This window comes from Phocaeicola sp. (genome assembly GCF_057861905.1).
This window is the reverse complement of the sequence record NZ_DBMACV010000075.1, coordinates 1-16,441: the sequence shown is the minus strand read 5'-3', so window position 1 is coordinate 16,441 and position 16,441 is coordinate 1. Positions and strand designations below refer to the sequence as shown.

General features: G+C 45.4%; 13 protein-coding genes and 1 rRNA gene. 13 read left to right on the top strand and 1 reads right to left on the bottom strand.

Annotated elements, in window-relative coordinates; all coding sequences use genetic code 11:
- The 8 genes from rrf to leuB form a co-directional block, all read left to right on the top strand.
- Positions 1 to 97: ribosomal RNA gene (gene rrf, locus ACZM60_RS12490) — 5S ribosomal RNA — on the top strand; the annotation flags it as partial.
- A 118-nt stretch (positions 98 to 215) separates the two neighbouring features.
- Positions 216 to 1,538 carry an alpha-L-fucosidase gene (locus ACZM60_RS12485; RefSeq protein ID WP_118165804.1) on the top strand — a complete coding sequence of 441 codons (1,323 nt, stop codon included), beginning with the start codon at positions 216 to 218 and terminating at the stop codon, positions 1,536 to 1,538.
- 97 nt (positions 1,539 to 1,635) lie between these two features.
- Positions 1,636 to 2,808, top strand: a complete 1,173-nt coding sequence (gene pncB, locus ACZM60_RS12480) for a nicotinate phosphoribosyltransferase (RefSeq protein ID WP_118165803.1) — start codon at positions 1,636 to 1,638, stop codon at positions 2,806 to 2,808.
- A 310-nt stretch (positions 2,809 to 3,118) separates the two neighbouring features.
- Complete coding sequence (locus ACZM60_RS12475) at positions 3,119 to 4,615, top strand: 2-isopropylmalate synthase (RefSeq protein WP_117670521.1); 1,497 nt, start codon at positions 3,119 to 3,121, stop codon at positions 4,613 to 4,615.
- Between the two features lie 19 nt (positions 4,616 to 4,634).
- A complete protein-coding gene (gene leuC, locus ACZM60_RS12470) occupies positions 4,635 to 6,032 on the top strand; it encodes a 3-isopropylmalate dehydratase large subunit (protein ID WP_118165801.1) in 1,398 nt (465 codons plus the stop codon).
- 12 nt (positions 6,033 to 6,044) lie between these two features.
- Positions 6,045 to 6,641, top strand: a complete 597-nt coding sequence (leuD, locus tag ACZM60_RS12465) for a 3-isopropylmalate dehydratase small subunit (protein ID WP_489521661.1) — start codon at positions 6,045 to 6,047, stop codon at positions 6,639 to 6,641.
- Between the two features lie 18 nt (positions 6,642 to 6,659).
- On the top strand, positions 6,660 to 8,192 hold the full coding sequence (locus ACZM60_RS12460) for an alpha-isopropylmalate synthase regulatory domain-containing protein (protein ID WP_489521660.1): 1,533 nt from the start codon (positions 6,660 to 6,662) through the stop codon (positions 8,190 to 8,192).
- A gap of 12 nt (positions 8,193 to 8,204) precedes the next feature.
- Entirely contained in the window at positions 8,205 to 9,266 is a 1,062-nt protein-coding gene (gene leuB, locus ACZM60_RS12455; RefSeq protein WP_118027676.1) for a 3-isopropylmalate dehydrogenase, read from the top strand.
- Positions 9,267 to 9,327: 61 nt separating this feature from the next.
- Here the strand turns inward: leuB and msrA are convergent, their stop codons facing one another.
- A complete protein-coding gene (gene msrA, locus ACZM60_RS12450) occupies positions 9,328 to 9,813 on the bottom strand; it encodes a peptide-methionine (S)-S-oxide reductase MsrA (protein WP_304245859.1) in 486 nt (161 codons plus the stop codon).
- A 301-nt stretch (positions 9,814 to 10,114) separates the two neighbouring features.
- On the opposite strand from msrA, the gene ACZM60_RS12445 reads away from it, so the two are divergent.
- The 5 genes from ACZM60_RS12445 (at position 10,115) to mobV (ending at position 16,038) form a co-directional block, all read left to right on the top strand.
- Positions 10,115 to 11,335 (top strand): site-specific integrase, encoded by a 1,221-nt coding sequence (locus ACZM60_RS12445; protein WP_007855984.1) that lies wholly within the window; start codon positions 10,115 to 10,117, stop codon positions 11,333 to 11,335.
- Between the two features lie 12 nt (positions 11,336 to 11,347).
- Positions 11,348 to 11,731 carry a hypothetical protein gene (locus ACZM60_RS12440; RefSeq protein ID WP_013617184.1) on the top strand — a complete coding sequence of 128 codons (384 nt, stop codon included), beginning with the start codon at positions 11,348 to 11,350 and terminating at the stop codon, positions 11,729 to 11,731.
- 268 nt (positions 11,732 to 11,999) lie between these two features.
- Positions 12,000 to 13,241: a primase-helicase family protein gene (locus ACZM60_RS12435; protein ID WP_007855986.1), complete on the top strand. Its 1,242-nt coding sequence runs from the start codon at positions 12,000 to 12,002 to the stop codon at positions 13,239 to 13,241.
- Positions 13,242 to 13,492: 251 nt separating this feature from the next.
- Positions 13,493 to 14,464 carry a toprim domain-containing protein gene (locus tag ACZM60_RS12430; RefSeq protein WP_489521659.1) on the top strand — a complete coding sequence of 324 codons (972 nt, stop codon included), beginning with the start codon at positions 13,493 to 13,495 and terminating at the stop codon, positions 14,462 to 14,464.
- Between the two features lie 266 nt (positions 14,465 to 14,730).
- Positions 14,731 to 16,038 carry a MobV family relaxase gene (gene mobV, locus ACZM60_RS12425; protein WP_007855989.1) on the top strand — a complete coding sequence of 436 codons (1,308 nt, stop codon included), beginning with the start codon at positions 14,731 to 14,733 and terminating at the stop codon, positions 16,036 to 16,038.
- Positions 16,039 to 16,441: the final 403 nt, after the last annotated feature.

The window sequence follows — 16,441 nt, the reverse complement described above, 5'->3', positions numbered from 1 at the left end:
TGCACGAAGGTTCCACCTCTTCCCATTCCGAACAGAGAAGTTAAGCTTCGTCACGCCGATGGTACTGCGCAAGTGGGAGAGTAGGTAGTCGCCGTCTTAACGGAAGCCCTGAAGCGGAAACGCTTCGGGGCTTTTTTGTATCCGTAACTCAGATTTTATTGTATCTTTGCAACTGATTAAATCTAATTATATTGTTTTTTAATTATCGAATAAGTATGAGAACACGCATCTTACACCGTTGGAAAACGGTTTTTCTAGGGGGATTATTGGGAATATTTTCATTGTCGGCACAGGCAGAGGGAACTGACTATACACCAACTCCAGAGAATCTGCAAGCCCGAAAAGAATTTCAAGATGGTAAGTTTGGTATATTTCTGCATTGGGGAATATATAGCATGTTTGGCCAAGGAGAATGGTATATGAATACCGCTAACATTGATTGCCATGAGTATGCGAAAGCTGCATCGGGATTTTATCCTTCACGTTTTAATGCGCAGGAGTGGGTCGCTGCAATTAAAGCTTCCGGGGCCAAATATATCTGCATTACTTCCCGCCATCATGATGGATTCTCTATGTTTGATACGAAATATTCAGACTATGACATCGTGGATGCGACTCCTTTTAAGCGGGATGTGATAAAGGAGTTGGCCGAAGAGTGCCGCAAGCAGGGAATAAGATTGCATTTATATTATTCGCATCTGGACTGGACACGTGAAGATTATTATCCGTTGGGAAATACGGGGCATGGAACTGGACGTACCTCACATGGAGAATGGGCAACTTATTATCAGTTCATGAATCATCAGCTTACGGAATTGCTGACTAACTATGGTCCGATTGGTGCTATCTGGTTTGATGGAATGTGGGACCAGCCCGATGGGTTTGACTGGAAGTTAGAGGAACAGTATAAACTGATTCACAAATTACAGCCTGCATGTCTGATTGGAAACAATCATCATAAAACACCTTACCCAGGTGAAGACTTTCAGATGTTTGAACGTGACCTTCCCGGTGAGAATAAAGCTGGGTTGTCTGGGCAGTCAGTGAGTGCTCTTCCGTTGGAAACTTGCGAAACGATGAATGGCATGTGGGGGTACAAAATAAAAGACCAGAATTATAAGTCGGTTACTGATTTAGTTCGTCTGCTGGTACGTGCGGCAGGTAAAGGAACTAATCTGCTGATGAATATCGGCCCTCAGCCTAATGGTGAACTTCCGGCTGTGGCTGTAGAACGTTTGAAGGGAGTAGGAGACTGGATGTCGAAATATGGGGAAACCATTTATGGCACTACTGCTGGAAATGTGATGAGTGCTTCGTGGGGAACCACAACCCGTAAGGATAATATGCTTTATGTACATTTATTAGCAGACCACATGCCTCAGTTTGTGACTTTGCCAGTGACGGAAAAAGTCATTTCTTCTACTTTGTTCGGTACCGATGAAAAAGTGAAATGGGAGAAAATCCAAGGCGGAATTGTATTGCATACAGAAAATCTGCAACCTTCTGTAGACTGTATTGTGGCCTTAAAACTGAAATAATTTGAATTTAAAATAAGAAAAAAGGATTGTCTGATACTTCAATAGTTGTGACAATCCTTTTTCTTGTTTATATTTACCACAAGAAAAATTAAATATCATGGTGATAAAAACAATTTTGGATACAGATTTATATAAGTTTACTACTTCATACGCTTATATAAAGTTATTCCCTTATGCCATTGGAACCTTTACTTTTAAAGATAGGGATGAGACTGAATATACGGAAGGATTTCTGGAAGCCTTGAAAAACGAAATCCATAATCTGGAAATGGTAAAACTGACATCGGAAGAGCAGGAATACATGACGACACATTGTCGCTTTCTGCCCAGTGTGTATTGGGAGTGGCTTTCTTCTTTCCGGTTTGATCCGAATAAAATAGAAGTATGGTTGGACGACCAGCATCATTTGCAGATGACAGTGACTGATTATCTGTATAAGGTGACTCTTTATGAAGTGCCGCTATTGGCCATTGTTTCTGAAATAAAAAATCAATTCCTGAATCGCATTCCAGACAAGCAGACGATACTGGACAAACTGGCCGATAAGGTGAACCTGTCGAATGCACACCAGATGCCTTTCTCCGAGTTTGGTACACGACGGCGTTTCTCTTTTGACGTGCAGAAGCTGGTGGTGGAATATCTGAAAGAGCATGCCCAGTATTGTACCGGTACATCCAACTGTCACCTTGCCATGAAATATGATATGCGCCCTATGGGTACCCATCCTCATGAATGGTTTATGTTTCACGGAGCTCAGTTTGGTTACAAGCACGCCAACTATATGGCATTGGAGAACTGGGTAAACGTGTACGATGGTGATTTGGGAACAGCCTTGTCGGATACCTATACTTCTGATTCATTCCTCAGCAATTTCAGCCGGAAGCAGGCAAAGTTGTTTGACGGTGTACGTTGTGATTCTGGCGATGAATACGAATTTATAGAGCGGTTGATAGCCCGGTACAAGGAGTTAGGCATTGACCCGACTACCAAAACGATTATCTTCAGTAATGCATTAGATTTCGAGAAGGCACTGAAGATTTATCAGTACTGCCAGGGAAAAATCCGCTGTTCCTTTGGTATCGGTACCAACTTGACGAACGACACAGGTTATCAGCCATCTAACATTGTGATGAAATTATCACGCTGCAAGATGAGTCAGAGTCAGGAATGGCGTGAATGTGTCAAGCTTTCGGACGATATGGGCAAGCATATGGGAAGCATGACAGAGGTAGAAGCCTGTCTGCATGAGCTACGTTTGCTTACAGAATGATAGATTTATAGTCTGTTGCTTTTGTTTGTGTGAATTTGTTGTTTAAATAGTGAAAAAACTTTCTTTTTATTTTCTTATTTCAAAATATTGTATACCTTTGCAGCATCTAAAAGGAAATAGATAAAACGAACGATTATGAACAACTTGTTTTTACATATTTTGCTATGCGGTCTGATTAATCTGCTGGAAAGCCCAGTGGGAAGTGAGTCGTGCGCATACTGATAGTAAAAATGAAATTATATCAAGCCTTTCTCACTTCCTTGTGCGAAAGGCTTTTTTTTGAGATAACAAGAAATAAAAAGATAATATTATGAGTGACAGATTATTTATTTTTGATACGACTCTTCGCGACGGGGAGCAGGTACCGGGATGCCAGTTGAACACAGTGGAAAAGATTCAGGTGGCAAAGCAGCTGGAAGCATTAGGTGTGGATGTAATTGAAGCCGGTTTTCCGATTTCAAGTCCGGGAGATTTTAATTCCGTAATTGAAATTTCAAAGGCAGTGACCTGGCCGACTATCTGTGCACTGACTCGTGCCGTGCAGAAAGATATTGATGTAGCGGCAGAAGCCCTGCAATATGCCAAGCATAAACGTATTCATACGGGAATCGGTACTTCTGATTCGCATATCAAATATAAATTTAATTCAACCCGTGAAGAAATTATTGAACGTGCAGTAGCTGCCGTGAAATATGCAAGACGTTACGTAGATGACGTGGAGTTTTACGCAGAAGATGCCGGACGTACGGACAATGAATATCTGGCACGCGTAGTAGAAGCAGTAATTAAGGCTGGAGCTACAGTAGTGAACATTCCGGATACCACAGGCTATTGTTTGCCTGATGAATATGGTGCAAAAATCAAATACCTGATGGAGCATGTCAACGGAATAGACAAAGCAATTATCTCTACTCACTGTCATAACGATTTGGGCATGGCTACAGCCAATACCATCAGCGGAGTGTTGAACGGTGCCCGACAGGTGGAAGTAACCATTAACGGTATTGGTGAACGTGCCGGAAATACCTCGTTGGAAGAAGTGGCCATGATTTTACGTTGTCACCATGACATTCAGATTGATACCAATATCAATACACAGAAAATCTATCCTACCAGCCGCATGGTGTCCAGTTTGATGAACATGCCGGTACAGCCTAACAAGGCTATCGTGGGACGTAATGCCTTTGCGCATTCTTCGGGTATCCATCAGGACGGTGTGCTGAAAAATGTGCAGACTTACGAAATCATTGACCCGAAGGATGTGGGTATCGATGATAATGCCATTGTGCTGACTGCACGTAGCGGACGTGCTGCCTTGAAGCATCGTTTGCATGTGCTGGGAGTGGAAATGACTCAGGAAAAACTGGATAAGGTATATGAGGATTTCTTGAAACTGGCTGACAAGAAAAAGGATATCACAGACGATGACATCTTGGTATTGGCAGGAGCCGACCGTAATGTGAACCACCATATCAAACTGGAATACCTGCAAGTGACAAGTGGGGTAGGTGTTCGTTCGGTAGCCAGTCTTGGACTGAATATCAGCGGAGAGCACTTTGAAGCAGCTGCTACAGGTAATGGACCGGTGGATGCCGCTATCAAGGCTGTGAAACAGATTATCAAACGCCAGATGACTTTGAAAGAGTTCACTATTCAGGCCATCAGCAAGGGTAGTGACGATGTGGGTAAAGTACACATGCAGGTGGAATACGACGGCCAGATGTATTATGGCTTTGGCGCAAACACCGACATCATTGCCGCATCAGTAGAAGCATATATCGATTGTATCAATAAATTCAGAAAATAATAAATTAAACGAGAAACGTATGGCTAATACATTATTCGACAAAATATGGGATGCACACATCGTGCAGAAGGTGGAAGACGGGCCTACCCAGTTGTATATTGACCGTCTGTACTGTCATGAGGTAACCAGTCCGCAGGCTTTTGCCGGAATGCGTACCCGTGGATTGAAGTGCTTCCGTCCGGAACGTATCTATTGTATGCCGGACCACAATACACCGACTCATGACCAGGACAAACCTATCGAAGACCCTGTATCTAAGGCACAGGTAGATGCGCTGGCTAAGAATGCGGCCGATTTCGGATTGACGCATTTCGGAATGATGAACAAGAAAAACGGTATTATCCATGTGGTAGGTCCGGAACGAGGACTGACGCTGCCGGGCATGACGATTGTGTGTGGTGACTCACATACTTCTACTCATGGAGCGATGGGAGCAGTAGCTTTTGGTATTGGTACCAGTGAGGTGGAAATGGTAATGGCTTCACAGTGTATCCTTCAGGCACGTCCCAAGACCATGCGTATCACGATTGACGGTAAGCTGGGCAAGGGTGTTACGGCAAAGGACGTAGCATTGTATATGATGTCGAAAATGACCACAAGCGGTGCAACCGGATATTTTGTGGAATATGCGGGTGAAGCCATTCGCAGTCTGACCATGGAAGGCCGTCTTACATTGTGCAACTTGTCGATTGAAATGGGAGCTCGTGGAGGTATGATTGCTCCGGATGAAGTGACTTTTGAATATATTAAAGGACGTGAATATGCTCCCAAAAGTGAAGAGTGGGACAAGGCCTTGGCTTACTGGAAAACATTGAAGAGCGACGATGATGCGGTATTTGATAAGGAAGTACGTTATGACGCTGCAGATATTCAGCCGATGATTACTTATGGAACCAATCCGGGTATGGGCATGGCTGTTACATCGAATATTCCTACCACGGAAGGCATGAGCGAAGTAGAAAAAGGTTCTTTCGAAAAATCCATGCAATACATGGGATTCCAGCCGGGGGAAAGTTTGCTGGGCAAAAAAGTAGATTATGTGTTCTTGGGAGCTTGTACTAACGGACGTATTGAGGACTTCCGTGCGTTTGCTTCTATCGTGAAGGGAAGAAAGAAAGCCGATAATATCACTGCATGGCTGGTTCCGGGTTCTTGGATGGTAGACGAGCAGATTCGTCAGGAAGGACTTGACAAAGTGTTGGAGGAAGCTGGATTTGAAATCCGTCAGCCGGGATGTTCCGCTTGTCTGGCTATGAACGACGACAAGATTCCTGCCGGAAAATATTCAGTATCTACAAGTAATAGAAATTTTGAAGGACGCCAGGGACCGGGTTCACGTACCTTGCTGGCAAGTCCGTTGACTGCTGCTGCCGCTGCCGTAACCGGTGTGATAACAGATCCAAGAACGTTAATGTAAAAAATGAGTGTCATGAAACAGAAATTCAATATCATAACAAGTACTTGTATCCCTTTGCCATTGGAAAATGTGGATACTGACCAGATTATCCCGGCACGCTTTCTGAAAGCAACTACACGCGATGAAAAATTCTTCGGAGACAATTTGTTTCGCGACTGGCGTTATCGTCCGGATGGTTCGTTGAACGAGGATTTTGTGCTGAACAATCCTAAATACAGCGGACAGATTTTAGTGGCCGGAAAGAACTTCGGTAGCGGTTCCAGCCGTGAACACGCTGCGTGGGCTATTGCCGGATATGGTTTTCGGGTGGTAGTTTCAAGCTTCTTTGCCGATATTCATAAGAACAATGAACTGAACAACTTTGTCTTGCCGGTGGTGGTGAGCGAAGAGTTCCTGAAAGATCTGTTTGCTTCGATTGAAGCAGACCCTCAGACGGAAGTAGAGGTGAACTTACCGGCACAGACCATTACCAACAAAGCAACTGGAAAGTCTGAAACATTTGAAATCAATGCCTATAAAAAGCATTGTCTGATGAACGGACTGGATGACATTGACTTCTTGGTAGAGAACAAAGATAAGATAGAGGCTTTTGAAAAGGCACGCAACTGACCGTAAAAAAGAGTGATTATGAATAATCATCCGAGAATAGAGATAATGGATACTACGTTACGCGACGGGGAACAAACCAGTGGCGTATCGTTTGTCCCTCACGAGAAATTGATGATAGCCCGTTTGTTGCTGGAGGATTTGAAGGTAGACCGAATCGAAGTTGCTTCAGCCCGCGTGTCGGATGGTGAATTCAATGCAGTAAAAATGATTTGTGACTGGGCTGCACGCAGAGGTTTACTGCAGCGGGTAGAAGTCCTGGGATTCGTTGACGGAAAGATGTCGGTCGACTGGATTCATGATGCGGGAGGACAGGTCATCAACTTGCTTTCGAAAGGCTCTGAAAAGCATTGCCGCTATCAGTTGAAGAAGACTTTGGAGGAACATCTGGCCGACATACGGAATACGGTAGACTATGCGCACGAAAGAGGACTTGAAGTCAATTTGTATCTGGAAGACTGGAGTAATGGTATCAAGGATTCACCGGACTATGTATTTGGTTTGGTAGATGGTTTACGCGACATCGGTATCCGTCGTTTTATGCTTCCTGATACTTTGGGAATTCTCAATCCCTTGCAGGTTATCGAATTCATGCGTAAAATGAAGAAGCGTTATCCAGATCTTCACTTTGATTTTCACGCGCACAATGACTATGATTTGGCTGTAAGTAATGTGCTGGCAGCTGTATTGAGTGGGGTGAAAGGATTGCATACCACCATCAATGGGTTGGGAGAACGGGCCGGAAATGCTCCTCTGGCCAGTGTGCAGGCTATCTTGAAGGACCATTTTCATGCCATTACGCGCATCGATGAAAGTCGTTTGAATGATGTCAGTCGGGTAGTGGAATCATATTCTGGTGTGACGATTCCTGCCAACAAGCCCATTGTGGGAGAGAGTGTGTTTACACAGGTGGCTGGCGTACATGCCGATGGAGACAATAAGAATAAACTTTACTTCAACGACCTGCTTCCGGAACGTTTCGGTCGTGTGCGTGAATATGCCTTAGGAAAAAATTCCGGGAAAGCCAACATCCGCAAGAATCTGGAGAGTATGGGACTGGAACTGGATGAAGAATCCATGCGCAAAGTCACCGAACGAATCATCGAATTAGGTGACCGTAAAGAACTTGTCACTCCTGAGGATTTGCCGTATATCATCAGTGATGTATTGAAGCACGATGGCATACAAAATAAGGTAAGACTGCTTAGTTACTTTGTGACTCTTGCCAAGGGATTGAAGCCGATGGCCACGCTTAGCATTGAGATTAACGGGAAGACCTATCAGGAAAGTTCCAGCGGCGACGGACAGTACGATGCTTTTGTACGTGCGTTGCGCAAGATATATAAAGGTACATTAGGAAGAAAGTTCCCGATGTTGCTGAACTATGCTGTGACCATTCCTCCCGGCGGACGTACGGATGCCTTTGTGCAGACCGTTATCACCTGGAATTATGAGGATAAGGAGTTCCGTACAAGAGGGTTTGATGCCGACCAGACAGAGGCAGCCATCAAGGCGACAATTAAAATGTTGAACATGATAGAAGATTTAAATTAAAAGCATACAATTATGGATTTTAAAATAGCAGTATTAGCCGGTGACGGAATCGGACCGGAAATCTCCGTTCAGGGAGTAGATGTAATGACAGCCGTTTGTGAGAAGTTTGGTCACAAGGTGGATTATAAATATGCACTTTGTGGAGCACATGCTATCGATGAAGTAGGTGATCCGTTCCCTGAAGAAACTTATCAGATTTGTAAGGATGCTGATGCCGTGCTGTTCTCAGCAGTAGGTGACCCGAAATTTGACAATGACCCGACCGCAAAGGTACGTCCGGAACAGGGATTGCTGGCTATGCGTAAAAAACTGGGACTTTTTGCCAATATTCGTCCGGTACAGACCTTCAAGTGTCTGGTACACAAATCTCCGTTGAAAGCCGAACTGGTAGACGGTGCAGATTTTCTCTGTATCCGTGAGCTGACAGGCGGTATGTATTTCGGTGAAAAATACCAGGATAATGACAAGGCATACGATACAAACATGTATACTCGTCCGGAAATTGAACGAATCTTGAAAGTCGGCTTTGAATATGCGATGAAACGTCGTAAACATCTGACCGTGGTAGATAAAGCTAATGTATTGGCTTCTTCTCGTTTGTGGCGTCAGATTGCACAGGAGATGGCTCCTCAGTATCCGGAAGTGACAACTGACTACATGTTTGTGGATAATGCAGCCATGAAGATGATTCAGGAACCCAAGTTCTTCGATGTAATGGTTACAGAAAATACGTTCGGCGATATTTTGACAGACGAAGGTTCAGTAATCAGCGGCTCAATGGGCTTGTTGCCTTCGGCTTCTACAGGCGAGAGCACACCGGTGTTTGAACCGATTCACGGTTCATGGCCACAGGCAAAGGGACTGAATATTGCCAATCCGTTGGCACAGATTCTTTCCGTAGCCATGTTGTTTGAATATTTCGATTGTAAGGAAGAAGGTGCACTTATCCGTCGTGCAGTAGACGCTTCTTTGGATGCCAATGTACGCACTCCGGAAATTCAGGTAGAAGGCGGAGCAAAATATGGAACCAAAGAAGTTGGTGCCTGGATTGTAGACTATATTAAAAAGGCGTAAGACGAAATATCTTATTAAAATAGAAAGGGAGGTTGCTTCATGGCAGGCCTCCCTTTTATGTTTAGAACTTCTTGATTCGGATGTGGCAGTAAGGTTCTCCTCCTGTCTTGTCATAATAGTGCTGGTGATAATCTTCAGCCGGCCAGAATTCGGATGCCGGAGTAAGGCGGGTATTTACCTCGTAGCCTTTTTCTCTTAACAGCTGAATGATTGCTTCTGCTTCTGCTTTCTGCGCTTCGTTCAGGTAGAAAATCTCACTTCGGTACTGCGGACCTATGTCAGGACCTTGTCCGTCTGTCTGTGCCGGGTCGTGTATCTCGAAGAAAAGTTTGCATAATTCCTTGTAAGTGGTCTGCTCCGCATCGTATTCTACTAATACAGCTTCAGCATGTCCTGTAGAGTGTGCTTTTACTTCCTGATAAGTTGGGTGTTGTTCTTTTCCTCCCGTATATCCTACTGTGCTGCTAACAACTCCTTGGGCTCTCTCCATCTGGTGTTGTACCCCCCAGAAGCATCCGCAGGCAAAAATGGCTTTTTCTATTTTCATGATAATTGTCTGTTTAATGATTGTTCAAACTTACGGAAAATCTCTGGAATAACCTCGAAAAACGGGTGAAATGACACTAAACGACTTAATATCAGAGTTGTTACGGTGTCAAATGATGACAAGCCGAAAAAGCGGAAAACGCAAAGAAAAGCGGATTTAAGAAGAAGAATGGTTTGCAAATCATTACCCGTGAAAGAGTAAGATTTAACATATGGGAGATGCTATTGCACCGTTTGTCACCGATTTGCATATCAAGGTCTAACTCGTTGATATTTAACTTTGCAAACAAAAAAAAACGAGTATGGCAAGAAGTACATTCAAAGTGCTGTTCTACGTGAACGGCAGCAAGGAGAAAGACGGTATTGTCCCCATCATGGGACGAGTGACAATCAACGGTACTGTGGCGCAGTTCAGTTGCAAGCAGACCATCCCGAAAACCCTTTGGGATGCGAAAGGCAACCGAGCCAAAGGCAAGAGTGCCGAAGCACGGAACGTCAATCTGGCATTGGACAACATCAAGGCGCAAATCATCAAGCACTATCAGCGCATATCCGACCGAGAGGCATACGTAACGGCTGAAATGGTGCGCAATGCCTACCAAGGGGTAGGAAGCGAGTATGAGACACTGATAAAGGCTTTTGACAAGGATTGCGCCAACTTCCTGAAACGTGTCGGCAAAGACCGCAGCATCGGCACGTATAAGGTCATGGTAAGGGCAAGGAACTATGTCGCAGCCTTTATCAAGTCATTCTACAGACGGACGGACATGTCCATGCTGGAACTTACGCCCGACTTCATCAAGGAGTTTGCGGCTTATCTTACGGCTGAACGGGGACTGAAAAACGCCACCATCTGGCTGAACTGCATGTGGCTGAAAGGCGTGGTCATGCGTGCGCACTATAACGGACTGATACCGAGAAATCCGTTTGCGCAGTTCCATATCAGCCCGAATGTTAAGGAACGGGAATATCTGACAGAGGACGAAATCAAAAGAATCATGGCGCACGAGTTTGACAACCCCACCCTCGCATTGGTGCGAGACCTGTTCATTTTCGCCTGCTTCACCGCCTTGTCTTTCGTGGATATGAAAGAACTCACAACGGACGAAATAGTGGAGGTGAACGGTGAGAAATGGATATTGTCGAAACGGCACAAGACAAATGTCCCGTTCCAAGTGAAGCTGCTGGATATTCCCTTGCAGATAATCGAACGGTACAAGTATCTGTCGGAAGACAAGCTGGTTTTCGGGAAAATCAACTATTGGACGATGTGCAAACAGCTGAAAAAGGTAATGGCGGAATGCGGAATAGAGAAGCAAATCTCCTACCATTGCGCTCGTCATACGTTTGGAACACTGGCTCTTAGCAAGGGGATGCCCATTGAAAGCGTGAGCCGTGTTCTGGGACACACGAACATTGTCACGACTCAAATCTATGCGAAGATAACCACGCAGAAACTTGACAATGACCTGACGATGTTCGGCAACAAGCTGAACGCATCGTTCGGAAGTGTAACCCCATAACCAAGCATAGCCATGAAACGAAGCATCATAACAACAGACGGTAACGGCAACATCATCATGCCGACCGACATTAGCGCAACCGCCATGAGCGAATGGGAACTTTGCGACCTGTTCGGAGTAACCGCCCCGACATTCCGTGCAGGGCTGAAGGCTCTTTGCAAGAGCGGAGTTTTAAGGGAATACGGGATAAGGCGAAGCATACGGGTATCCGATAATTGCTGTATGGAGGTTTACAACCTTGAAGCGATAGTTACCCTCGCTTTCCATATCGGCACATTCGGAGCGGAACGGGTACGCAATGCCGTTCTTGAAATACTGTACCTGCGAAAAGAGAAAACAAGCATCTTCTTCTCGCTGAATACCAACGGTATATCCAAATCCGAATACTTCTCGTAGCTGAATGCCTGACATAATTCACTCGGTAAGTCAGTAATTCATTAAGTCAGTACGACAGACGCTCTGATTTTTTCTCCCGAAAAGCGTAATCCGACATTCGCTTTTCGGGAGTTTTCCGTTTGCACAACCCGTTTCCTGTCCCAAACCATTGAAAGTTTTTGTTTCGGGGGCTATTTGTCACCATTCTGCCGTGTTTTGCATAACAACCTATCCGATAATTGATTATATTTTTGCAGCTGGTAATTTTCAAACTTAAAACCATTTGATTATGTCAGCTATCGAACAACAGGACAGCCACAGACCGCCATCGGATGGCGGCATGGCAAAGGAAGAGTTTATCCGAGTGGGGACAACGCTCTATAAGATTGTGGAGCAGCCCAAACTGAACGGAGGGTATATAAGGAAACGCATCGCATGGAACAACGAGACCCTGCGACAGGATTACGGCAAGGATTACATCGGCAGAGTTCCCAAGTATGACGGCTTCTGCACAGTACCCGAACACATCGGCTACCGTTCCGTGGTCGGCAAGTTCCTTAACCTCTACGAACCGATAGACCACCGACCGCAGGAGGGCGATTTATCGCATATCCAATCTTTGGTACGGCACATCTTCGGGGAACAGTACGAGTTGGGGATGGACTATCTGCAACTGCTCTACCTGCAACCAATTCAGAAGTTGCCTATCCTGCTGTTGGTGTCGGAAGAACGCAACACGGGCAAAAGCACCTTCCTGAACTTTCTGAAAGCCCTTTTTCAGAACAATGTGACTTTCAACACCAACGAGGATTTCCGCAGCCAGTTCAATTCCGACTGGGCTGGCAAGCTCCTTATCGTGGTGGATGAGGTGCTGCTCAACCGCAGGGAGGATAGCGAGCGGTTGAAGAACCTCAGCACCACACTTTCCTATAAGGTGGAAGCCAAAGGCAAAGACCGTGATGAGATTGCGTTCTTCGCCAAATTCGTGCTGTGTTCCAACAACGAGCATCTGCCCGTAATCATAGACGCAGGGGAAACACGCTATTGGGTGCGCAAGATAGACCGCTTGCAGTCCGATGATACCGACTTCCTGCAAAAGCTGAAAGCGGAGATACCCGCCTTTCTCCATTTCCTGCAACACAGAAAACTGTCCACCGAAAAGGAAAGCCGGATGTGGTTCAACCCCACATTGCTGCATACAGAAGCCTTGCAGAAGATTATCCGTAGCAACCGCAATCGGCTGGAGATAGAGATGTCGGAACTGCTGCTTGACATTATGGTTGCAATGGATGTGGATAGCGTTTCATTCTGCCTTAACGACCTTGTCGTACTGCTGGTGCACTCGCAGGTAAAGGCGGAAAAGCACCAAGTGCGTAAGGTGGTGCAGGAGTGCTGGAAACTGACACCTGCACCAAACGGGCTTACCTACACCACCTATCAGGGCAATTACAACAGAAGTTGTCACTATGAGCCGATAAAGAGGGTGGGACGCTTCTACACCGTCACAAGGAAGCAACTCGAATCCCTGTAATACTATCATTTTTCTGTTGAATTGTTGAATATGGGTATAAATACACTGACAATAAACGATATACATTCTCAACAAAATCTCAACAAGCCAAAAGAGAAGTTGAGAGACCACCGACACCCGTTTGTGGATTTCTCTTTTGGCGAGCGGTTTGTTGAGAAGATGTTGAGAGGTTACGAGGCTGTATATAAACATATTACATTGACAATTCATCAAATCAACAAATTTTCATCAACTTCAAAACCGTATGTAATATGACAATCCAAGATGTAAAGCAAATCAAACTGGCGGACTATCTGCAAAGTCTGGGCTATACGCCTGTAAAGCAACAAGGCAGGAATCTGTGGTACAAATCACCGTTACGGGAAGAAACGGACGCATCGTTCAAGGTAAACACCGAGCTTGAAAAATGGTATGACTTCGGCATCGGCAAAGGCGGAAACATCCTCGCATTGGCAGCGGAACTCTACCGTTCGGAAGATGTAGCCTATCTGTTGAGACGCATAGAGGAGCGGACAGCATACATCCGCCCTGCATCGTTCTCTTTTGGCAGACAGCATTCCGACAATCGTACTTATCAGGGATTAAAGGTTGGAGAATTGTCCTCCCCTGCTCTTATAGCCTATCTGCAAGAAAGGGGAATAAACATCGGACTTGCCAAAAGAGAATGCAGGGAGCTTCGGTTTATGAATGCCGACAAACCCTATTTTGCCATCGGCTTTCCGAACATGGCAGGAGGATATGAAGTGCGCAACAGATACTTCAAGGGATGTGTCGCCCCGAAAGACATCACTCATATCCGACAGCAGGACGGACAACGATGTATGTGTTACCTGTTCGAGGGGTTCATGGATTACCTCTCATTCCTTACCATCCGAGTAAGAAACAATCCGCAACACCCGCGATTGGACACACAGGACTATGTCATACTGAACTCCGTTTCCAATCTTGCGAAAGCGGAAAGCTTATTGGAAACCTACACCCAAATCGGCTGTTTCCTTGACAACGACACGGCTGGACGGAGCACCTGCAAGAAGCTGAAAGAGAAGTTCGGGGAACGGATGCTTGACAAGTCAATGTACTATCGTGATTATAAGGACTTGAACGACTACCTGTGCGGTAAGCCCTTGTCCCAATCGGCAGAGCCGATAAAGGAGAAGAAGCAAGTCCAATCCGCAAGGCGGATGATGCAGCCACCGAAAAAGAAAGGGGGATTTCATCTGTAATGTGCTCGTCTGCTTTCCGAAAGGTATTTAGACAGAAATACCATAGCTCAATAGGGCGTTTTCTTCACGCATTACTCCGTAACGCTAAAAACGCCCTATCGAGCCAAAGGGAAATCCCTTTGGAAACCCTGTGCAAACGAGAGCAGAAGCCAAACTCGTTTGGATTATGCCGAGTGCAGCAAGGGTTCATTTGCATAATAAACCCTGTGAGCCGATGCCACAGGCAGAGAGAAGAAACATAACGATAACCGCAAAATAGAAATAAAATGGGATATTTTTCATTGGACATTAAGAAAGCAAAGGGTACATCGGACACCACGCAGTCCGACCATATAGAGAGAAAGATAATACCTAAAAACGCAGACCCGACAAGGACACATCTGAACAGGGTGCTTGTCGAATACCCCGATGGCGTTCACGGCAGGGATGAAGCGATTGCCCACAGACTGAACACGGCAGGCATCAGACGGAAAATCACACACGACCAAGTCCGTGTCGTTCGGGTGGTTTTGTCGGGTACGCACGAGGACATGATGAACATACAGGAAAAAGGAGAACTCGATGAATGGTGCAACGACAGCATCCAATGGCTGCAAGCCACATTCGGCAAAGACAATGTGGTTGCCGCACATCTGCACATGGACGAGAAGACTCCGCACATCCACGCAGCCGTTGTTCCCATCGTGACGGGTGAAAGGCGCAAAGCCAAGAAAGAGCAAACGGACGGTAAGCGCAAGTACCGCAAGAAAACAAATTCCGTCCGCTTGTGTGCCGATGACCTGTTCAACCGCCAGACCTTGGTCGCCTACCACGACAATTACGCAAGGGTGATGGCGAAATACGGATTGCAGCGTGGGGTACGGGGTTCGGAAGCACGGCACACCACCACCATGCAGTATTATAGGGACTTGAAAAAGAAGAATGAAGTCCTCGAAACTGAAACCAGACTGTTGCAGGAGAAGAAAGCCGAGGCGCAGGAGGAACTGAAGCAGGTGAAAGCGGAAATCCGTACCGACAAGCTCAAAAACGCAGCCACCGATACGGCAACCGCCCTTGCAAGCAGTGTGGGCTCTCTTTTCGGAAGTGGAAAGATGAAATCGTTGGAGCGCAGGAACGAGGATTTGCAAGACCGCATCCTTGAACTTGAAAACGAAGCCCGACAACGGGAACGGCAACAAGCCAAGCAGATACAGGAGATAAGAAACGCTTACGAGCAACAGCACCGCAAGCTGTCGGAGTTTGCGGATTTTGTCAGACGCTACTTTCCATATGTGGAGAAGCTGATGCCTATAATAAACTTCCTGCGTGACCGATTGAAGTTCAATGACGGAATAATCAGAAGACTATGCGAGTTCAAGGAGGTCGGGATAAAAGGCGAACTCTATTCTTCCGAATTTAACCGAAGTTTTGATACCCGACACTCCGTCTGCTCTATCAAACAGGATGAAAACGGTAAATTCGATTTCAAGATAGACGGGGTTTCTCACGTGAACTGGTTCAGAAAGAAGATGAATGAGTTTAGAGAAGCCATCGGAATACCGAAGCCAAGACAGAATAGAAGTATGAAACTGTAAATCAAAAAAATCCGTGATAGTAGAATGGTATATCACGGATTTTTCATACTTTTGTATTGGATTGAGGCTACTCTTTCCAAAACATATTAGAATTAAGAAGAAGCGTTATGCTTATCTTGTACTTGAAAACGTAGGAAATTTTCAATTAGATGCAAGGATAGCATAGTGGTTCTCACGCATATAGCGTGGGCTACTATTGTTACATCTGCATCTATGGTTTCCTACGACCTTCAAGTAAGAGTGTGGCTTTGTAGTTCACGCTTTTTCGTAGGTTGGACTAAAATGTTTATTAAATATAATACAAGTATTCACCTGTAAGAAGTTACTAATGACAAAAAAGAAATTGCCCGTTCGTTTTACGGGTCAGCACTTTACTATTGATAAAGTGCTAATAAAAGATGCA